At 66.9% G+C, this 20,387-nt stretch carries 17 protein-coding genes; 6 read left to right on the top strand and 11 right to left on the bottom strand.

Annotation, left to right across the window (positions count from 1 at the left end):
• Positions 1-4 precede the first annotated feature (4 nt).
• Together ASE61_RS15865 and ASE61_RS15860 are read right to left on the bottom strand one after the other, a co-directional pair.
• On the bottom strand, positions 5-1,354 hold the full coding sequence (locus ASE61_RS15865; protein ID WP_061968497.1) for a dihydroorotase: 1,350 nt from the start codon (positions 1,352-1,354) through the stop codon (positions 5-7).
• Between the two features lie 49 nt (positions 1,355-1,403).
• Positions 1,404-2,501, bottom strand: coding sequence for a DUF917 domain-containing protein (locus ASE61_RS15860; protein ID WP_061968495.1), 1,098 nt, complete (start codon positions 2,499-2,501; stop codon positions 1,404-1,406).
• A 176-nt stretch (positions 2,502-2,677) separates the two neighbouring features.
• On the opposite strand from ASE61_RS15860, the gene ASE61_RS15855 reads away from it, so the two are divergent.
• From ASE61_RS15855 to ASE61_RS15835, 5 genes are all read left to right on the top strand, one after another.
• On the top strand, positions 2,678-3,604 hold the full coding sequence (locus tag ASE61_RS15855; RefSeq protein ID WP_061968493.1) for a LysR family transcriptional regulator: 927 nt from the start codon (positions 2,678-2,680) through the stop codon (positions 3,602-3,604).
• Between the two features lie 144 nt (positions 3,605-3,748).
• Complete coding sequence (locus ASE61_RS15850) at positions 3,749-4,624, top strand: substrate-binding periplasmic protein (RefSeq protein ID WP_244492871.1); 876 nt, start codon at positions 3,749-3,751, stop codon at positions 4,622-4,624.
• Positions 4,625-4,638: 14 nt separating this feature from the next.
• Positions 4,639-5,388, top strand: coding sequence for an amino acid ABC transporter ATP-binding protein (locus ASE61_RS15845; RefSeq protein ID WP_061968491.1), 750 nt, complete (start codon positions 4,639-4,641; stop codon positions 5,386-5,388).
• 6 nt (positions 5,389-5,394) lie between these two features.
• A complete protein-coding gene (locus ASE61_RS15840; RefSeq protein WP_061968490.1) occupies positions 5,395-6,069 on the top strand; it encodes an amino acid ABC transporter permease in 675 nt (224 codons plus the stop codon).
• The gene (locus tag ASE61_RS15835) at positions 6,069-6,743 is read left to right on the top strand and encodes an amino acid ABC transporter permease (RefSeq protein ID WP_061968489.1); all 675 of its coding nucleotides are present in this window, start codon (positions 6,069-6,071) and stop codon (positions 6,741-6,743) included. Before ASE61_RS15840 ends, ASE61_RS15835 begins: the two co-directional genes overlap by 1 nt.
• A 20-nt stretch (positions 6,744-6,763) precedes the next feature.
• Here ASE61_RS15835 and ASE61_RS15830 read toward each other — a convergent pair whose 3' ends face one another.
• A complete protein-coding gene (locus ASE61_RS15830; protein ID WP_061968487.1) occupies positions 6,764-7,615 on the bottom strand; it encodes a hypothetical protein in 852 nt (283 codons plus the stop codon).
• A 70-nt stretch (positions 7,616-7,685) separates the two neighbouring features.
• Between ASE61_RS15830 and hydA the strand changes: the two genes are divergently transcribed.
• Positions 7,686-9,128, top strand: coding sequence for a dihydropyrimidinase (gene hydA, locus ASE61_RS15825; RefSeq protein ID WP_061968485.1), 1,443 nt, complete (start codon positions 7,686-7,688; stop codon positions 9,126-9,128).
• Between the two features lie 18 nt (positions 9,129-9,146).
• Here hydA and ASE61_RS15820 read toward each other — a convergent pair whose 3' ends face one another.
• The 8 genes from ASE61_RS15820 to ASE61_RS15785 form a co-directional block, all read right to left on the bottom strand.
• Complete coding sequence (locus ASE61_RS15820) at positions 9,147-10,094, bottom strand: N-carbamoyl-D-amino-acid hydrolase (RefSeq protein WP_061968484.1); 948 nt, start codon at positions 10,092-10,094, stop codon at positions 9,147-9,149.
• 146 nt (positions 10,095-10,240) lie between these two features.
• A complete protein-coding gene (locus tag ASE61_RS15815) occupies positions 10,241-11,452 on the bottom strand; it encodes an MFS transporter (protein ID WP_162260106.1) in 1,212 nt (403 codons plus the stop codon).
• A 222-nt stretch (positions 11,453-11,674) separates the two neighbouring features.
• The gene (locus ASE61_RS15810) at positions 11,675-13,228 is read right to left on the bottom strand and encodes an ABC transporter substrate-binding protein (protein WP_061968480.1); all 1,554 of its coding nucleotides are present in this window, start codon (positions 13,226-13,228) and stop codon (positions 11,675-11,677) included.
• 70 nt (positions 13,229-13,298) lie between these two features.
• Positions 13,299-14,138 carry a hydrolase gene (locus ASE61_RS15805; RefSeq protein ID WP_061968479.1) on the bottom strand — a complete coding sequence of 280 codons (840 nt, stop codon included), beginning with the start codon at positions 14,136-14,138 and terminating at the stop codon, positions 13,299-13,301.
• A 40-nt stretch (positions 14,139-14,178) separates the two neighbouring features.
• Complete coding sequence (locus ASE61_RS15800) at positions 14,179-15,459, bottom strand: aspartate aminotransferase family protein (protein ID WP_061969117.1); 1,281 nt, start codon at positions 15,457-15,459, stop codon at positions 14,179-14,181.
• Between the two features lie 149 nt (positions 15,460-15,608).
• Complete coding sequence (locus ASE61_RS15795; protein ID WP_082617523.1) at positions 15,609-16,529, bottom strand: GntR family transcriptional regulator; 921 nt, start codon at positions 16,527-16,529, stop codon at positions 15,609-15,611.
• Positions 16,530-16,623: 94 nt separating this feature from the next.
• Positions 16,624-18,618 (bottom strand): acetyl/propionyl/methylcrotonyl-CoA carboxylase subunit alpha, encoded by a 1,995-nt coding sequence (locus ASE61_RS15790; protein ID WP_061968475.1) that lies wholly within the window; start codon positions 18,616-18,618, stop codon positions 16,624-16,626.
• 5 nt (positions 18,619-18,623) lie between these two features.
• A complete protein-coding gene (locus ASE61_RS15785; protein ID WP_061968474.1) occupies positions 18,624-20,219 on the bottom strand; it encodes an acyl-CoA carboxylase subunit beta in 1,596 nt (531 codons plus the stop codon).
• Positions 20,220-20,387: the final 168 nt, after the last annotated feature.

Genomic DNA, 20,387 nt, shown 5'->3' with positions numbered 1-20,387 from the left:
ACGGTCACGCCGCCGGGCGCAGGAAGCGGCCGTCGCCGGCCTTGTTGCGGATCTCCTTGCCGTCCCAGGCGAGCTGGCCGCGCACATAGGTCGCGGCGACGCGGACGCGGAATTCGCGGCCCTCCATCGAGCTCCATTTCACGGCTGCGAGGCTCTTGCTGGGGTCATGGATGAAGCGGCCGGGCTCCAGCACGGTGATGTCGGCATCGGCGCCGGCTTCGAGCCGGCCCTTGTCGGCGAGCAGGAAGGCCTTGGCCGGACCCTCGCAGAGCTGCTTCACCACGATGGTCGGCGACAGGCCGTGCTCCTCGCAGCCGGTCCAGAGCGCCGGCAGCAGGGTTTCGATGCCGGGCCCGCCCGAGGTGTTCTTGAAGATCATCGGATCGCCCTTCTTCTCCAGCCCCCAGGAGACGTGGTCCGACGAGATGAAGTCGCAGTGGCCGGCGGCGAGATGGCTCCAGAGCAGGTCGCTCTCGGCCTTCGGGCGGATCGGCGGGTAGTGCTTGATCTTGGCACCGAAGCGCGGGCCGTGCTCCTCGGCATTGAGCATGAAATACTGCACGCAGCTCTCGACCGTCGCCTTGTACCCGGCCTGCTTGTACATGTTGCAGATCTCGAAGCCGCGCGAGGTCGAGACGTGGACAGCGTGCGCACGCGCCCCGGTCTCGGCGCCGATCTCGTAGATCCGGGCAGTGGCGAGGTTCTCGACGAGCGGGGGATGGGCGCGCAGGAAGGCGTCCGGGCCGGTATCGCCGGCCTCGATCAGCTTCGCGATATTGCGCCGGGTCATCTCCTGGTCCTGGTTATGGACGCCGCAGAGCAGCCCGGTCGGCTCGATCAGCTTGAAGGCCTCGTAGAGCGTGTCGTCGCCGATGCGGGGGAAGCGCGTCGGGTTGGCCTCGAAGGTCGAGAACTTGAAGGCGCAGGCGCCGGCCTCGACGAGGCCCGGAATGGCATGCAACCCGTTCTCGATGGTGATCGTGGCGTAGAGCGCGACATCGACATGGGCGTCGCGCTCGACCACCGCGACCTTCTCGTTGAAGAGCTTGGCGCTGGTGACGGGCTCCGGCTCGTCATAGGGCATGTCGACCATCACGGTGACGCCGCCCGCCGCCGCAGCCCGCGAGCACATGCCGATGCCCTCGTGATTGGCCTGGCTGCCCGAGTGGACCTGCCCGTCGATAACGCCGGGAATGATCCACTGGCCGCGGAAATCCTGGGTTTCGCGGGCTGCCGGCGGCGTGCCCTGGCCGACCTTGCCGACCTTGCCGCCGCTGACGGCGACATAGCCATCCTCGATGATCCGGTCGGACAGCACGATATTGCCGCGGAGGACGAGATCGAAATCACTCATGTCAGGGTATCCGGTTGATCCTGCGGGAGGGAGGCGGAAGAATGTGTGCTCAGCCTTCGCGACCGAGCGCGTAATCGGTGAAGTTCATGCCGAGCGCCTTCTCGACGATCGGATAGACGCTGGGATCGGTGACGCTGGAGCTCAGCGGGATCTTGTCCTTGGGCACGCGCAGCACCGAGAGTTCCATGCCCTCGCGGACATGGCCGGAGCTGACCGGCTGGCCGTCGGCGTCGAGCGTGGTGATCACGTCCGGGAAACAGGCGTGCCGGGTGCCGTCGGGATCGGTCACCGCCATGTACTCGTTCATGACATGGATGACGCGGGCGGCGGCGCCGGTCCCGACCTGGATCGTGCCGATGTCAAAGGCCTCGTTGGTGTAGCGCACGTCCTTCTTCACGACCGTGCCGCGCGCGATGATCGAGCCGCCGGTCTCGTCGCAGATCGCGTCGATCACCGCGCTGCCGCCCTTCGGCTTGGCGGCGAGGATGCGTTCGCCCAGCGCCAGCGCCATCGAGATGCCGCCGAGCGCGGCGTTCTTGCGGACATAGGCCGCCGAAACCGGGTTGCGGCAGGAGGCGATGAAGCCGCCGGACATGTCCGACGCCGTACGCAGGATCGGCGAGATCTTGGCGGTCGCGCCGCGTGTCACGAGTTCGATGTACTGGTTCTTGGAGCGGTTGCCGCCGACCGCGACCTGGATTGTCGCTTCCGGGCTGTTGGCGAGGCCGATCGAGCCCATGTCGCCGGTGGGATGGGCGCGGATATCGCCGACGGCATCGACCACCTTGACGCCGAGGATCGCGCTCGGGAGCCAGGCGTTCAGCGTGCTCGACATGCCGTTCTGGCCGATGATCAGGCCGTAGATCGGCTTGCCCAGCGCCTCCTGCAGCAATTGCACGGCCTTGACGTAGTCGATGCCCCACATCTCCCACTCGGTCGTGCCGCCGGGCGCGCCGATGGCAGCGGCGGTCGCGATGATCGCGTCGTCGGGAATCTCGTCCATGGTGACGAGCTCGGGCCTGCCGGTATTGACCGCGGCTGTGCCGAGCATGCGGCCGTGATCAGCCCAGCCGCCGCCGCCCGCTGCGAAGACGGACCCGCCGGCCACGGCGGCCTCGACATCCCTGCTCGTCAGAAAGCGTCTCATCGGCCGGCCTCACCCTGCTTTGGTTGGGAGCATTGCTGAAGCGAAAAACCGGTTCCCACTTTTTCGCGCCATGCTCTGTCGAGCCGGTCGTTACCGGCACGAGGTCGAGCTTAGAGCGCTAGGCGCGAAATGAATCATGCTTATTATGCGGCCGACCATAAACGGATGTTATCGCCATGCGTCTCAATCTCCGGCAGATCGAAGTCTTCCGGGCCATCATGATCACCGGCTCGATCAGCGGTGCGGCCCGCCTGCTCTCGGTCTCGCAGCCGGCGATCAGCCGCCTGCTGGCCTATACCGAGGACCGATTGGCGCTGCGCCTGTTCGAGCGCGTGCGCGGCCGCGTCCAGCCGACGCCGGAGGCGCGCCGCCTGTTCCAGGAGGTCGACCAGGTCCATCAGGGCGTGGTCAGGGTCAACGAGCTCGCCGAGGAATTGCGCGAGCGCGGTACAGGCTCGGTGCGGATCGTCGCGAGCCCGAGCGTCGGCCAGGCGCTGGTGCCGGATGCCATCGCGCGGCTGCGCGAGCGCTTCCCGGACCTGCGCGTCGAGTTCGAGGTGCTGACGCTTCTGGAGGTCGTCGCCAAGGTCGTGGCGGGCCGTGCCGATCTCGGCGTCTCGATCATTCCGGTCGACGAGCCGACGCTCAATACGGAGATCCTGACGGAAGGGCGGCTGATGGTGATCATGCCGCGCGACCATGCGCTGGCGCGATTGCGCGTGGTCCGCCCGGCCGATCTCGCGCCTTATCCGCTGATCGGGTTCGGGCCGCAGACGCCCTATGGCGATGTCGTCGGGCGTGCCCTCACATTGAAATCCGCGCCGCTCAGGATCAGCACCGTTGTCCGCTTCACGCCGGTCGCCTGCGCGATGGTGCGTGCGGGGGCGGGTGTCGGGGTCGTCGACGAGTTCGTGCTGCGTGGGCGGACCTGGCCGGAACTGGTGTCGCGCCCGCTCGCACCCAAGACGCGCGTCCGCGCCCATCTGCTGACGCCGCGCTTCGAGCCGCTGTCACGCACGGCGAGTGCTTTCGTCGATATCCTGCGCGGCCTGGTGCCGTCGCCTCCCGCCGCCTCCGGCGAGGACGGTGAGGCCGGAACTTAACATCAGGTTATGGCCACCCGACAATAAATGATTGGCTGGGCATGATTTCGCCCTGTTAGGCTCCCCTTGGACATGGCCGGATTGTTGCAGGGACAGGGGGCAGCAATCGCGGCGTAGCCACAACGTATAACGGGAGCGGGAAAGATGAAGCTGAATTCGATCAAGCTGACACGTGCCTTTGCAGCGGGCGCCGTGCTTGGCGCCATGCTCGCCATGCCGGCCCTGGCGCAGGATGCCGACCATCCGCAGGGCGAGAAGCTGAAGGTGGCCTGCGATCTCGGCTTCGCGCCGTTCTGCTTCAAGACGCCGGCCGGCGAGGCGACGGGCTTCACCTACGACATGTCCGCTGCGCTGGCGAAGCAGCTCGGGCGCCCCGGCGTCGAGGTCACGGATTCCAATTTCTCGGCGATTTTCGCGGGCCTGTTCTCCAAGCGCTACGAGATGATCCCGGCGCCGACCAACATCACGAAAGACCGCGCCGCGCAGATGCTGTTCAGCGAGCCCTATATGCCGACGGGCCTCGGCTTCCTCGTCAAGAAGGGCGCCAAGATCGCCAATCTGGAGGAGCTGAAGGGCAAGGCGCTGACCGTCAATAACGGCTCGATCTCCGACAAGTGGCTGACCGACAACGAAGCCAAATACGGCTACACCATCCAGCGCTACAACAAGAATGCCGACGCCGTGCAGGCCGTGATGATCGGGCGCGCCTTCGCCAATGTCGCCGACGTCCCGGTCTCGCGCTATGTCTCGACGCAGACGCCGATGGCCGAGGTCGCCTTCGTGCTCAACAGCGGCAACAATTTCGGCATCGCTTTCCGCAAGGAGGACGCGGCGTTCCGCGCCAAGGTCGAGGCCGCGCTCGAATGCATCAAGAGCGACGGCACGCTGGCCGCGATCCATGAGAAGTGGTTCGGCGTGAAGCCGGCGGCCGATTCCTCCAGCGCCAAGGTCTATCCGGGCATCGGCGCGCCGGATTTCGAGGGTTACGACGCGACCCCGCACAAGGCCGCCTGCAAGTGACCTCAGCGCCCGCCATGACGGCCACGCCTTCCGAAACGATCGTTTCGATCGAGGGCTTGCGCAAGAGCTTCGGCAATGTCGAGGTTCTGCGCGGTGTCGACCTCAAGGTCGGCAAGGGCGAGGCCGTCGTGATCGTCGGCTCCTCCGGTTCGGGCAAGAGCACCTGCCTGCGCTGCATCAACCGGCTTGAGGAGCCGACGGCGGGCACGATCCGCCTCGGCGGGCAGGAGGTCACCGGCCCCAAGGTCGATCTCGACCGCCTGCGCCGCGGCATCGGCATGGTCTTCCAGGGTATCCATCTCTACCCGCACAAGACGGCGCTGGGGAACGTCTCGCTCGCGCTGCGCAAGGTCGTCGGCTTGAGCAAGCAGGAGGCCGAGGCGAAGGCCCGCCACCATCTCGAAGTCGTCGGCCTCGCCCACAAGGCCGATGCCTATCCGGCCGAATTGTCCGGCGGTCAGCAGCAGCGCGTCGGCATCGCCCGCGCCATGGCATTGGAGCCGCAGGTCATGCTCTTCGACGAGCCGACCTCGGCGCTCGACCCCGAACTCGTCGGCGAAGTCCTCAACGTCATGGTCCGGACCAAGGACATGGGCATGACCATGATCGTCGTGACCCATGAGATGAAGTTCGCGCGCGACGTCGCCGACCGCGTCGTCTTCATGGACCATGGCGCGATCCTGGCCGAGGGCACGCCGCAGGAGATCCTGATCAACCCGCAGCACCAGCGCATCCGCGACTTCGTGATGCGCTCGCACGGCTGACGGCGCATGGATCAGATCGTCCGCTATTTCTTCGATTTTTCGCTGATGTCGGCCTATTGGCCGGACATCCTGCGCGGCTTCCTGATCACCGTCCAGATGTCGATCCTGACGGTCCTGATCGGCATCCCGCTCGGCCTCGCATTGGCGATCCTCAGGCTATACGGCATCCGGCCGCTGAACTGGCTGATCATCTTCTATATCGATTTCTTCCGCTCGATCCCGCAGCTCGTCCTGATCGTGCTGGCCTATTTCGCGCTGCCCTATTTCGGGCTGGTGCTGGAGCCCATCACAGCGACGGTGCTGGCGCTGGCGATCGTGCTCTCGGCCTTCGCCGAGGAGATCTTCTGGGCCGGCATCAACGCCGTGCATAAGGGACAATGGGAAGCCGGGCGCTCGACCGGCCTCAGCTTCAGCAAGACGCTTGCCTACATCATCCTGCCACAGGTGGTGCGCATCTCGATCCCGCCCCTGACCAACCGCGCCATCGGCATCAGCAAGGGCACCACGCTGGGCTCGGTCGTGGCCGTGCCGGAGCTGCTCAACGTGACCTCCAGCATCCAGTCCAACGTCGCCAACCCGACCGCGCTGACCGTCGGCGCCTTGCTCTTCCTCGTGCTGTTCCTGCCCTTCGTGCGCTTCACGCGCTGGCTCGAACGCGCCTATGCGCATCCGAGGTCATGATGGACGATCTCGTCACGACCTTCCTCAATATCGACGTCCTCAAGCAGGTCTGGCCGCTGCTGCTGCAGGGCTTCTGGATGACGCTGGCATTAGCCGCCGTCGCCGTGCCGCTCTCGGTCGTCAGCGGTATCGCCATCGCCATGGCGCAGGACGTGCCGAACCGGCTGCTGCGCTTCCTGCTGATCGCCTATGTCGACGTGATGCGGGCCATCCCGCCGCTGGTGCTGCTGATCTTCATCTTCTTCGGCCTGCCCTTCCTCGGCCTGAAGCTCAACGAGTTCACGGCCGCCGTGCTGGCGCTGACGCTGAACGGCTCGAGCTATTTCGCCGAGATCTTCCGCGCCGGCATAGAATCCGTGCCGAGGGGCCAGCGCGAAGCGGCCCGCTCCACGGGTTTGAGCTGGTACAAGAGCATGATCCATGTCGTGGTGCCGCAGGGCACGCGCAACGTGCTGCCGGACCTGATCAGCAACACGGTCGAGCTGGTGAAGCAGACCTCGATCGCATCCGCCGTTGCACTTCAGGAACTGCTGCGTTCGGCCCAGCTTGCCCAGGGCCTGCTCTACAATCCGACGCCATTGATCGCGGTGGCGATCGTCTATTTCCTGATGTTCTGGCCCTTCGTGCGGCTGGTCTCGCGCCTGCAGAACCGCACGGCCGTCTCCGCCGCATGAGGGCGCGGTGGCCCGTCGCGTCAGCTCGCGACGGGGAAAAGCCGCGTGATGCGGTTGGGGTTGGTCTCCGCGAGGAAGATATCGCCGGCCGTTCCAAGCCACAGGCCATGGGCGCCGTTGAGCACCGGCCGGCAGCGGCCGAGCAGGGCGCCATCCGCCGAGAGCAGGCTCAGCGTCGGGATCGAGTCGCAGACATAGATTCGATCATCCGCATCGGCGACGACATCCTGCGGGCGCAGGAACGCATCCCAGACCGCGAGACGTTCGCCCCCGGCGGTGAAGCTCTGCACGCGGCTGTTCTCGCGATCGGCGACGATCACGCGCCCGTCGCCGAGCACGCAGATGCCGTGCGGCGTCAGGAACGCGCCCGGCGCCGTCCCGACCGAGCCCCAGCTCGCGATCAGGCTGCCGCCGGAGTCGTAGCGATGGATGCGGCCATTGCCATAGCCATCGGCGACATAGAAGCCGCCATCCGGCGCAAAGGCGATATCGCTCGGATGGTTGAAGGGCTGCCCCGGCCGATGGCTTTCGCCGATCTGCTGACGGACGTGGCCTTCGACGTCACAGAAGAAGATGCGATGGGCGTCGCGATCGACGATGGCGAGGCCGCCATCCGGCATCGTCGCGATCTTGTGGGCATCCACGCAGAGCGCCTCGCCCCAGCTCCTGACGAAGCTGCCATCGCTCGCGAGCGTGATCACGCAGGGCCCCTCGGGATCGACGGCGCTGTCGCGGCGCAGCAGGACATGCACCAGCCCGTCCTTGCCGACTGTGAGATCGGTGATCCGCCCCGGCGTCGCCGGCAGGGCGCCCCAGGGGCGCTCGATGCCATAGAGCCTGTCGCCGAGCGCGACGCGCAGTTCCGTTTTCATCCTGACCTCGTCGCTGTTCGCGCGCTGCGGGCTGCCGTTTCACGGCCCCCGTCGCATGGAGAGAAAGACCATGAGCGATTTCGATCTCGTCATCCGCGGCGGCACGGCCGTCACCGCCTCCGACATCGGAGCTTTCGATATCGGCATCGCCGGCGGCACCATCGCCGCGATCGGCGCGGGGCTGCCGCGCGGCAAGGAGGAGGTCGATGCAAAGGGCCTGCTCGTCCTCCCCGGCGGGGTCGACAGCCACGTTCATCTCGACCAGCCCTTCTCCTCGGGCGCCGACATCGCCGACGGCTTCGATAGCGGCACGGCCTCTGCCGCAGCGGGCGGCACGACCACGGTCGTCTGCCATGCACCTCAGGTTCGCGGCGGCTCGCTCGCCGGCGCGGTTGCCGCCTATGCCGAGAAGGCGAAGCAGGCCCGGATCGACCATGCCTTCCATCTTCTGGTCAACGATCCCACTCCGGAGGTGCTGGACACCGAGTTGCCGGCGCTGGTCGAGGCCGGGCATCGCTCGGTCAAGATCTTCATGACCTATGACAGCAACCGTCTCGGCGATGCGCAGATTCTGCAGACGCTGGCCGCGGCGCGGCGCGCCGGCGCGCTCGTCTGCGTCCATGCCGAGCATCACGAACTGATCACCTGGCTGACGCAGGCGCTGCTGGCGGCCGGGCAGACGGCGCCGCGCCATCTCGCCTGGGCGAAGCCCATGGTTGTCGAGCGCGAGGCGACGCATCGCATTCTCGCCCTGGCCGAGGCGCTGGATACGCCGATCCAGGTCTTCCACGTCTCGGGCCGGCAGTCCGGCGAAGAGGTCGAGCGGGCGCAGAAGCGCGGGCAGAAGGCCTGGGCCGAGACCTGCACGCAATATCTCGTGCTCGACGAGGCCGACATGGATCGTCCGGGCTTCGAGGGCGCCAAGTTCATGATCTCGCCGGCGCTGCGCTCGACCGCCGACCAGGAGGCGCTCTGGCAGTTCCTGCGCGACGGCGTCATCGACATCGTCTCGTCCGACCATTCGCCGCTGCGCTACGACGACCCGCGCGGCAAGAAACAGCACGGCGAGGGCGCACCCTTCAACAAGATCCCGAACGGCGTGCCCGGTCTCGCCGCACGCCTGCCCATTCTCTACTCGGAGGGTGTCGCCAAGGGGCGCATCGACCTGCGCCGCTTCGTCGATCTCGTCGCAACCAATCCGGCGCGGCGTTTCGGGTTGGCGCCACGCAAGGGCGCGCTCGCGGTCGGGGCCGATGCCGATATCGTGCTGTTCGATCCCAACCGGCGCGTCACCCTCACCAATGCCATGCAGCATCATGGCAGCGACTACACGCCTTATGAGGGCATGGCGGTGCAGGGCTATCCGGCGGCGACCTATCAGCGCGGCCGCCTCGTCTTCGATGGCGAGCGCGTGCTGGCGCAGCCGGGGCAGGGGCAGTTGCTGGCGCGCGCGCCTTACGCCGAGATCACGCCGACCGGTCGCTTCCCGACCCCGTTCGACCCGTTCCGGTAAAGCCGGCAACGAGGGCGCTCAGGCGCCCTCGGGCTTTCCGAGCGGCGCGCCGACGCCGGTGCGTTCGGTGATCAGGCCGTAATGCTCGACACGGCGATGGCGGATGAAATCGAAGATCGTCGCCTTGCCGAAGCGGGTATCGTCGAGATCGCAGGGATGGACGAGCACGCCGTCTTCCTCATGGTCGATCTCCCCGACGATCTTGCCGTCCGGCGCCGCGATCAGCGTTCCCCCGAAGAGATGGTGTCCGTCTTCGGTTCCGGCCTTGCCGACGGCCACGACCCAGGTCGAATTCTGGTAGGCGCCGGCCTGCACCGACAGGCGGTGGTGGAACAGCCGGTCGGCTGCCGTCTCGTTGGGCGATTGCGAATTGGCGGACGGGGTGTTGTAGCCAAGCACGACCATCTCGACGCCCTGCAATCCCATGACGCGATAGGTCTCGGGCCAGCGCCGGTCGTTGCAGATCGCCATGCCGAACAGCCCGCCTTCGAATTCCCAGACCGGGAAGCCGAGATCGCCCGGCTCGAAATAGCGCTTCTCGAGATGCTGATGCGTCCGCTCGGAGTCGAACTCGACATGGCCGGGCAGGTGGATCTTGCGGTATTTGGCGACGATACGGCCGCCGCGGTCGACCAGGATCGAGCTGTTGAAATGCCGGCCTTCGGGCGTGAGCTCCGCATAGCCGAAGCTCATGGCGAGGCCGAGCTCCTTGGCCTTGTCGAACAGCGCCTGGGTATCCGGGCCGGGCATGCTGCGCTCGAACCATTGATCCGCCTCGGCGCGATCCTCATGGTACCAGCGCGGGAAGAAGGTGGTCAGCGCGAGCTCGGGAAACACGACGAAGGTCGCGCCTTGCGCCTTGGCCTTCTCCAGCAGCGCGATCATCCGGTCGATGACCTGCTTGCGGCTGTCGGCCCGCTGGATCGGACCCAACTGTGCGGCGGCAACGGTGATGAGGCGGGACATCGACGGATTCCTGGATTGGCGTATGACCTCGGGACCGGACGCGACGGGCCGAACCCCAGGATAAGGTCTAGAGGCCCCGCCTCCATTGTTCTCATGCTTTATTCGGGATCAGGTATAACCTGATGTTATCCGGATCTGCGGAGCGATCAGGCCTGCGCCGAGCGGCGCAGATGCCAGAGAGCGAAGGCCCCGAACACGGCAAGCTGGCCGGCGACCAGCAGGAAGGGCCAGTTGAAGCTGCCGGTCCGGTTTGCGATCACGGCAAAGACCAGCGGCCCGCAGATCGAGCCGACGAAGCCGAACAGGCTCGCCCCGGAGGTAACGTCGCCGATCAGCGCGGGTGGCGAGACGCGCGCCAGCTCGGCCATGTGGACGCCGTTCCAGCCCATCGAGGTCGCGCCGACCAGGGCCATGCAGGGGTAGATCAGCCAGGGGCTCGTGCTTGCCGTGCCGATCAGCAGGGCGATGGTCGAGCCGGCGGCGAGCGCCAGCAGGCAGAGCAGTCGCAGGCCGCCGTCCATCCGGTCCGCCAGCCAGCCGAAGAAGATGCGCGCGACCGTGCTCGCCACCAGCAGGGCCGCGACGAGGTGCCCGGCCTGGGCCAGCGTCTTGCCGTGCTGGGTCACCATATAGGTCGCGGTGAAGGCGGTGATGCAGGCCTGCGTGATCGAGAAGGAGACGCCGAGCGCGGTGAGCATCGGCAGCGAGGAATGCGAGCTCAGCACCCGCGCCGATCGCGCCAGCGACGACGGCGACAGGAACATCCGCGCCCAGGCGCGGTTCTGCGTGCCTTTCTCCGCGTCGAGACTCCCGCGGAAGGGCTGGACCGCCAGCGCGCTGACCAGGACGATGGCGACCACGGCCCAGATCGCCCCGGTGAAGCCGAAACCCAGGACCATGGGTGCGACGGCGAAGCCCGCGATGGCGCCGCCGAGTGGGACGCCGGCCTGCTTGATCGAGAAGACGAGGGTCCGGTGATCGACTGGCGCCGTGCGCATCAGGATCTGGCTGCCGGCCGGAGTGTTGGGCGCGAGGCCGAGCCCGACCAGGAGCGCGCCGGCAAGCCCGATGAGTCCGAAGGGCTGCGACAGCAGCAGAAGGCCGGCGGCGACGAAGGCCAGCCCGATCTGCAGCGCCCGAACCGGGCCGTGATGGTCGAGCATCGGATTGCCGCAGGCGAGGAACCAGCAGATGCCCGTCGAGACCACGGCCGAAACATAGCCGATGCTTTCGGGCGCAAGGCCCCAGCGCAGGGGCAGGAGCGGGCCGAGAAGCGGGATGGCGGCTCCGGCGAACGAGCTCACGACCTGGACGAGCAGAGTGGCGCTGAGCGCGCTTCCCCACAAAGGCAGCTTCAAGACGGTTCCCCCGATCCCGTCGCCGCGCGCTCGTCCCGCTTCAGGATTCGGGCGGGTGAAAACGTCAGCGTTGGTTCGTTCTTCCGGCAAGGGCCGCGAGCGGTCGAGATGGATTGATGGGTTGACGGGGCTGCGCCAGGAGCATGCGCGCTCCCGCGCAGCCCCGCCGCGGCCTTTATCGGGTCGTGTGCCGGTTCGGTGGCATGCGTCCGCCCGGTATGTCTACCGGGTGACCCACACGCCCCAGGCCCGCGTCTTGCCGGAACTGGTGAGTTCGACGCCGGCGATGCGGTCGGTCGAGGCCTCGACGAGCGGGGTGTTGTAGAGGCTGATGATCGGCACCTGCTCGATCATGCGCTGGTGCATCTCATCGAACATGGCCTGTCGTTTGGCCGGGTCGAGCTCGGTCGCCGAGGCCAGCAGCAGCTCGACCGCGCGCTTGTCCTCCCATTGGACATCGGCATCCTCGTCCTTCGAGCCGACGAAGGTCTTGTAGTTGAACGACGGGTCGAAGCGTGCGGTGAAACGGAAGGACTGGAGCTGGAAATTGCCCTTGCTGTAGCGGTCGAGCTGCGTCGCCCATTCCAGCATGTCGAGCTCGACGTTGAAGCCTGCCTGCTTGAGCATCTCCTGCAGGATGATGGCGGTGTCGTAGAGATGGACCAGCTTCTGTGAGGTCTGCAGCTTGATCGGGCGCCCGTCATAGCCGGCTTCCTTCAGCAGCTTGCGGGCGAGGTCGGGGTCGTATGTGTAGCCCTGGTCATGGATCGCCGTATGGCTCCCGCTGGTCGTCGGGATGGCCGAGGGATTGGGCTTGCCCAGCCCGTCCGTGCGGTTCTCGACCAGCGTCTTCAGGTCGATCGCATGGGCCAGCGCCTTGCGGATACGGGGATCGGCGAGGAGCGGGTCGCGGGTCTGGATCAGCAGGACGTTCCAGCTCAGCCCCTGCGCCGTCGCGACCTTGACGCCCTTGGCTGCACGCAATTCGACGATATCCGCGACATCGGTGATGATCCAGTCGATCTGCCCGGCCTGCAAACCGGCGCGCCGGGTCGCATCGTCGGGCACTACCATCCAGCGCACCTGGTCGACATAGGCCTTGCGCGCCCCAGCATAGCCGCTCGTCGGCTCGCTGCGGGATTTGTAGTCGGCAAATTTCTTGAGCAGGATGAAGCTGTTCTTGCGCCATTCCGTGAAGGCGAAGGGGCCGGTGCCGATCGGCTTCACCCATTCGCCGGCGGCATTGACGGAGTCGCGATGCAGGATGCCGGTCATGCACTGGATATTGGCGACATAGTGCAGGAACAGCGCCGAGGGCTTCGCGAGCCGGAACACCACCGTCTTCGGATCGGGCGTCTCGATCGCTTCGACCTTCATGTCCTGCGTGCCGTCATACCAGCCGCGGCATTGCCAGCGCGTCGCCGGGTCGAGCATCCGATCCCAGCTCCACTTGACGTCGGCGGAGGTCATCGGCGCGCCATTATGGAAGGTGATGCCGTCGCGCAGCTTGAAGGTGTAGCTGCGCCCGTCCGGTGACATCGCGTAGCTCTCCGCCAGCATCGGCGCGATGCTGAGATCCTCGCGATAGGCGACCAGCGCCTCGACGACATGGTGCAGGACCGCGTCGGCATCGCCGCTGCGGCGCACGCCGGGCTCGCTGCTGGTGATGTCGCCGGAGATCGCGATCCGCAATTCGCCGCCGGGTTTCGGTTCCTGCGCCAGGGCGGGCGTGAGGCAAGCGAATGCGGCGACGGCCGCGAGCCATCCAAGCTTCATGGTCTGCTTCTCCCAAGGGGCGGGCCCGGCTTTCCGGTGTCACCGCAGAAATCGTTAATCCGCGCTGCCGCTAGTTCCGCCGGCGGCGCAGCATGTCGCCGAAGAAATCCTTCACCGGCGGGTGAACGAGGTAGCCGATATGCTCGATGCCGGGCACGACATCGAAGCGCACGGCAATGCCGCGCTTCAGGAAGGCGGCTTCGAGCGAGCGCAGGCGCTCGACGCGCGTCGCCCCGGTCTCGTTGATCCCCTCCATCCAGTTCGAGGATTTCGGCGAAACGGTCACGTCCCAGGTCTCGATATCGTCGCCGCCGACGACCATCTGCACGGCGACCTGGCGCATCGCCGCAAGGTCGGGCTCACGCCCGAAGATCGCCTTCATGTCGCCGGTGCCGCGCCACCACGGCTTGTCCGGGTCCGGCAATGTCACCACGCCCGGCGCGCCGATCGAGACGGCGGCGAGCCGCTCGGGGTGGAGATAGAAGAAGCGGTGCACGAACTGGCCGCCGCCCGAGAAGCCGTGCATCAGCAGCTTGTCGGTCTCCAGCCGGTAGAGACCTGCGATCTCGTCGATCATCGAGAGCAGGATCTGGTCGTAGCGGATGCCGCGATAGAGGATGCGCTTGTAGTTATGGGTATCGCCGGGTTCCTCGATCCCGCAGGGGAAGAGCGGCGCCAGCAGCACGCACTGATTGGCCTCGGCGAAATCGATGAACTGGTCGCGCAGATTCGTCGCATCGCGCAGGCTGCCATGGACGAGAACGGCAAGCGGATAGCGCCGCGTGCCGGTCTCCTCATAGCTTTCGGGCAGGTAGCAGCAATACGAGAAGCGCTGGTCGGCCCGGCAGGCGGCGAGCGCCGTGCGGCCCATCAGGTAGTAGGAGATGGTCTGGCCGTGTCCCTTGCGCATTCCGCCCTCTCTTCAATGAGCCGCTGGCTGGTCTGATGGCTCAGGCGATCGTGTCGAGCGCCTTGCGGATGCTGGCGAAGATCCGGTCGATCTCGTCGGGCTCGATGGTAAGCGGCGGCGACAGCACGATGAGATCGGCTCCGGCCCGGACGAGCACGCCGTCCTGGTAGCAGGCCTCGGCGCATTCGGCGCTGCGCTGGCCGGGGCCACCGGGTCGCGGCGTGAATTCGATCGCGGCGACGAGGCCGATATTGCGGATGTCGATGACATGCGGCGCGCCCTTCAGCGCATGCGCGGCCTGCTCCCAATGATCGGCGATCTTGCGGGTGCGCTCGAAGAGCCCTTCCTCCTCGTAGACCTGCAAGGTTGCGAGCCCGGCGGCGCAGGCCAGCGGATGGCCGGAATAGGTGAAGCCATGGAACAGCTCGATCGCGGATTCCGGCCCGGTCATGAAGGCGTCGTAGATGTGCTTGCCGACGACCGTCGCGCCCATCGGCACGGCACCGTTGGTGAGGCCCTTGGCACAGGTGATCATGTCGGGCGTGACGCCGAAGGCCTCCGCCGCACAGGAGGCGCCAAGCCGCCCGAAGCCCGAAATCACCTCGTCGAAGATCAGCAGGATGCCGTGCCTGTCGCAGATTTCGCGCAGGCGCTTGAGATAGCCCTTCGGGGGCGGCAGGACGCCGGTCGATCCAGCGACGGGCTCGACGATCACGGCGGCGATGGTCGAGGCGTCATGGATCTGGACGAGCCGCTCGAGATCGTCGGCAAGCTCGACGCCATGCTCGGGCTCGCCGCGCGAGAACACGTTGCGCGCGAGGTCGAGCGTATGCGGCAGATGGGCGGCGCCGGGCAGCAGCGGCCCGAAATCGCGGCGGTGGCGGCTGATGCCGGCGACCGACAGCCCGCCGAAACCCATGCCATGATAGCCGCGCGCCCGTCCGATCAGGCGATAGCGGCCGCCTTCGCCACGCTGGCGATGATAGGCCAGCGCGACCTTCAGCGCGGTATCGACGGCTTCCGAGCCTGAATTGGAGAACAGGACATGGTCGAGCCCGTCAGGCAGCATGCCGACCATGCGGTTCGCCAGCGTGAAGGCGTCCGGATGTCCCATCTGGAAGCAGGAGACGTAGTCGAGCCCGTCGGCCTGGGCCTTGATCGCCTCGCGGATGCGCGGATGGCCGTGGCCGGCATTGACGCACCACAGCCCGGCCATGCCGTCGAGGATCCGGCGCCCGTCCGACGAGAGGTAGTAGTTGCCCTCCGCCCCGACGAAGAGCCGCGGCGCGCTCTTGAAGCGGCGGTTCGCCGTGAAGGGCATCCAATGTGCATCGAGATCATTGGGGCGGGCGGCGGTGGCGGGCACGTTCGGTCTCGCTGCTGGATGAGGATGAAATGAATTATTTGGAGAAAAAATACAATGTCAAGCGAACGTGCGAGTCGATGAGAAAAGTGCTGTCGCTGCTGTGATCAGCCTGCGGGCGGCGCCGCGCCGTTTACCGGTCGGGTCAGGTGCTGGCGCATCAGGATCACCGCCCAGTTGAGGTCGCCCTGCTCGAGCGCGTCGAGGATGGCGAGATGCTCGCGGCAGGACTTGAGCAGTGCCGCGGCGTCGAGCTCGCCGTAATCGGCATATTCGGTCAGCCGCCGCAGCGCGTTCTGCGCCTCCATGGCCTGCAGCAGGAAGCGGTTGCCGGAGCAGGCCGCCAGCATGGCGTGGAAGCCGGCATTGATCTCGAAGAAGCGCTCGACCGAGGGCGAGCGATGCAGGTCGGCGATGAAGGCTTCATGCGCCGCCCGGCTGCGTGCGAACTGGTGCCTGTCGACACGGAAGCCGGGCTCCTGAAGCCCCATGCATTCGATGATCAGGCGGAAGCGATAACTCTCCTCGCGGGCCTCGGTCGAAGCGAGCGACGGCACGAAACTCCAGCCATGGCCCCTGCGCCGCTTGATCAGCCCGTCTTCGGCGAGTTGCAGCAGGACCTTGCGCAGGCCGCTGCGGCCGATGCCGTAGCTCTCCTGCAGATCGGTCTCGATCAATTGCTCTGGGAGCCGCCCGGCCTCGCGGTCGCGCAGGATGGCGCGGAGCACATCGTCTTCCTGCGCCGCCGGCAGCGATCGTTCCGCTGTTTCAAGCTCGGCGCCCTCGCGCGACAGGAAAAAGCCAAGGTTGGTGCGGTTCTCGACCAGGCCCTGGGCGGCCAGCACGCCAAGCGCTGCCCGAACCGGCGTTCGCGACACCTCGAAGGCGCGGGCGATTTCCATCTCGCGCAGATGGAAGCCGGCGGGCCAGCGCCGCTCGGCGGCCAGCGCGGCAATGCGCCTTGCCAGCGAGAGATGCAGCCCGCTCGGCTTGGCCGCAGCCTTTCCGGGGCGGGGCGCGTCGCTCATGTCGGTCATCGGTTCTTTGCTGTTCTGGTTCTAATCGCTGAAAAAAGACACCTTTCTTTCCATCCCGCAAGCAGAGAGCAATTGCGCTGATGCTTCAAGCGGAGGGCGGCTCGATCAGCACGAGCCTCTTGCCGGCCTGGACCGTGTCCCCCGGCTGGCAGGCGATATCGGCGACCACGCCGTCGACGCCGGCCGAGAGCGAGGTGAAGAGCTTCATCGATTCGAGCACGGCCACGATCTGCCCGGCTTCGACCTTGTCGCCCGGCGCGACGCGGATCTCGGCCACAACCCCCGGCATCGGGGCGAGCACCGCTCCGGAACCGGCTCCGCCGCCGCCAGTCGCCGCCGCGGGCCGCGCCTCGCTGCCGATCCCGATATCGAAGGTCTCGCCGTCGAGCGTCAACCGGATGCCCCCGCCGGCCGTCGCATGGCTGCCGCGCAGGATGCGATCCTCGAAAGCGAGTTCGAAGCTTTCGGGACCTGTGCGCAAGGCCAGCTCGATCTCGCCGTCGGCGTCGCCGACGCGGCGCCTGCCATCCGGCAGCAAGCGAATTGCCAGCTTCGTCGCTTCGTCTTCCTCCTCGGCGATCAGGCGGCTCGTCGCCACGCCGCCGGCCGGCGCCAGCAGGCGGAAGCCCGGGAGGCTATTCCAGGCATCGACGTTCGGACGCGCTGCCTTCTGTTTCTCCAGCCAGAGCAGGGCCGCGACGGCTCGTGCCAGCCGTTGACGCGGTCGCTTCGCCGTCCAGCCATCGGGAAAAGCCTCCTCGATGAAGCGCGTCGTCGCCTTGCCGCCAGCGAAGAGCGGATGCTCGACCGCATCGATCAGGAAGGGCAGGGTGGTCGCGGGGCCGAGAATGGCGAAATCGCGCAGGCCGGCCGCCAGCCTTGCACAGGCTGTGGCACGGTCAGGCCCCGCCGCGATCGCCTTGGCCAGCAGCGAATCGTAGAACAATGTGACCTCGGAACCTGCCTTCACACCGCTGTCGATGCGGATCGAGGCTGGCTCGGCATAGCCCTCGATCCGCCCGGTATCGGGCCGGAAACCCTGGTCGGCGCGTTCGGCGGTGATGCGGGCCTCGATCGCATGCCCGCTTTCGCGGATATCGGGCTGCAAGGCCGGCAGCCTCTCACCGGCGGCGATACGGATCTGCCACTCGACGAGGTCGTAGCCGGTGATCGCTTCGGTCACCGGATGCTCGACCTGCAGGCGCGTGTTCATCTCCAGGAACCACGGCTCGTCGAAACCGTCCTCCAGGATGAATTCGACCGTGCCGAGATTATCGTAACCGATGGCCTTTGCCAGCGCGACGCCGCGCTCCAGCAGCTTGCCCCGGATCGCCGGAGCGAGATGGGGGGCGGGCGCCTCCTCCAGCACCTTCTGGTTGTTGCGCTGGACCGAGCAGTCGCGCTCGAAGAGATGCACGACATTGCCATGCTTGTCGCCGGCCACCTGCACTTCGAGATGGCGCGGGCGCATCACTAGCTTCTCGATCAAGAGCGCCGGATCGCCGAAGGCGGCCTGCGCCTCCGCGCGCGCCATGTCGAGTGCCGGCAGCAGTTCCGCGGCCGTGAAGACGCGGCGCATGCCCTTGCCGCCGCCGCCGGCCGAGGCCTTGATCATCACGGGATAGCCGATCCGCGCTGCAGCCTCCGCCAGCGCCGCGTTCGACTGGTCGTCGCCGGCATAGCCGGGCACGCTTGGAACGCCGGCCTTCTCGGCGATCAGCTTCGAGCCGATCTTCGGCCCCATCGCAGTGATGCATTCGGCCGAGGGGCCGACGAAGATGCGCCCCGCCTGTCGGCAGAGCAGCGGCAGGTCCGGCTTCTCGGAGAGGAAGCCATAGCCAGGATGGATCGCATCAGTGCCGCTGCGCGCGGCCGCCTCCATGATCGCTTCTGCCCGCAGATAGCTGTCGCGCGCGGCGGCGGGGCCGATGCGCACGGCTTCATCAGCATAGGCGACATGCTGCGCGTCGCGATCGGCATCGGAGAAGACGGCGACGGTGCGGATGCCCATGCGCCGGCAGGTCCGCATGATCCGCACGGCGATTTCGCCGCGATTGGCGATGAGGAGGGAACCGATCATCGGGATTACATCCGGTAGACGGGGCGATGCCCGGGCAGGTCGATCTCGCGCGCGGCGAGCGAGAGGCACAATCCGATCACGTCGCGGGTCTGGGCCGGCTCGATGATGCCGTCATCCCAGAGCCGGGCCGTTGCGTAATAGGGCGTGCTCTGCTCCTCGAACTGGCGGCGCGTCTCCCGGTCGAGTTTCTCGATCTCGGCTTCATCGGCATTGCCGCGCGTCAGGCTGGAGCGCCGGAGTTCGGTCACCACGGTCGCGGCGACATCCGGCGACATCGTCGCGATCCGCGCATTCGGCCAGGCGAAGAGGAAGCGCGGCTGGAAGCCCCGGCCGCACATGCCGTAATTGCCTGCGCCGTACGAACCGCCGATGATCACGGTATAGCGCGGCACGCGCGCATTCGAGACGGCATAGACCAGCTTGGCCGAATGCTTGGCGATGCCGCCGCGCTCGGCCTCCGTGCCGACCATGAAGCCGGTGATGTTCTGCAGGAAGAGCAGCGGAATGCGGCGCTGGTCGCAGAGCTCGATGAAATGCGCGCCCTTGAGCGCGCTGTCGGAGAACAGCACGCCGTTATTGGCGATGATGCCGACCGGCTGGCCGTGGATATGGGCGAAACCGGTGACCAGCGTCGCGCCGTAATCCGGCTTGAAGGCGTCGAAGACGCTGCCGTCGACCATGCGGGCGATAATTTCGCGCACGTCGCAGGGCTGCTTCAGGTCGGTGCCGACGATGGCCTCGATCTCGGCGGGGTCGTAGAGCGGCGCCGTGACAGGGCGCGCGAGCGTGCGCGGCGCGGGCCAGTTGAGCGCGCCGACGATGTCGCGGAGCTTGGCGATCGCCTCGAACTCGTCCTCGGCGAGATAGTCGCTGACCCCCGAGACTTGCGTATGCATCGCGGCGCCGCCCAGCGTCTCACCGTCGACGATCTCGTTGATTGCGGCCTTCACGATCGGCGGCCCGCCGAGATGGATGCGGCCGGTGCCGCGCACCATCACGACCTCGTCGGACAGCGCCGGGATATAGGCGCCGCCCGCCGTGCAGCCACCGAACACCGCCGAAACCTGCGGCAGGCCGGCCGCCGACATCCGGCATTGCTGCAGGAAGGCGCCGCCGAAATGGTCGCGATCGGGGAAGACGCGGTCCTGCTCCGGCAGGAAGGCGCCGCCGCAATCGACGAGATAGAGGCAGGGCAAGCGGTTCTCGAAGGCGATCTCCTGTGCCCGCAGGTGCTTCTTGACCGTCTCATGGAAGAAGGAGCCGCCTTTCACCGTCGCGTCGTTGGCGATGATCATGCAGGGCGTGCCGGCGACCACGCCGATGCCGGTGACGATGCCGGCGGCAGGTACTTCGTTGCCATAGAGCTCCCAGGCGGCGAGCGGGGAGAGTTCGAGGAAGGGCGAGAGCGGGTCGACGAGCAGGTCGATGCGTTCGCGCACCGGGATCTTGCCGCGCTCGCGATGGCGCGCCTGCAGCTTCTCGCCACCACCCCCGAGGACACGCGCGTGGCGTTCGCGCAAGGTCTGGATCAGCGCCCCGTAGGCGGCTCGCTTCTCCTGCTGCCCGGCTGCCGTGCCGACCCTGGTTTCGATGACCGGCATGTGTCTGAGCCTCCGCGGACGCTCCTGTCGGCCAGCTCGCCAGCAGGGTGCATTCATTTACCTACCTGCCGGTAGGCAGTTGAGCAAGAGGAAACGATGGTGCTGCCATTCCGGCGGGTGATGGGATGTGCGCTCTGGCTTTCAGGGAACGTTCGGCTGTGGCCGGAA

It is taken from the genome of Allobosea sp. Root670 (assembly GCF_001429415.1).
In the GTDB taxonomy this organism is placed as follows: Bacteria; Pseudomonadota; Alphaproteobacteria; order Rhizobiales; family Beijerinckiaceae; genus Allobosea; species Allobosea robiniae.
This window is presented reverse-complemented; position numbering and strand designations above follow the sequence as displayed.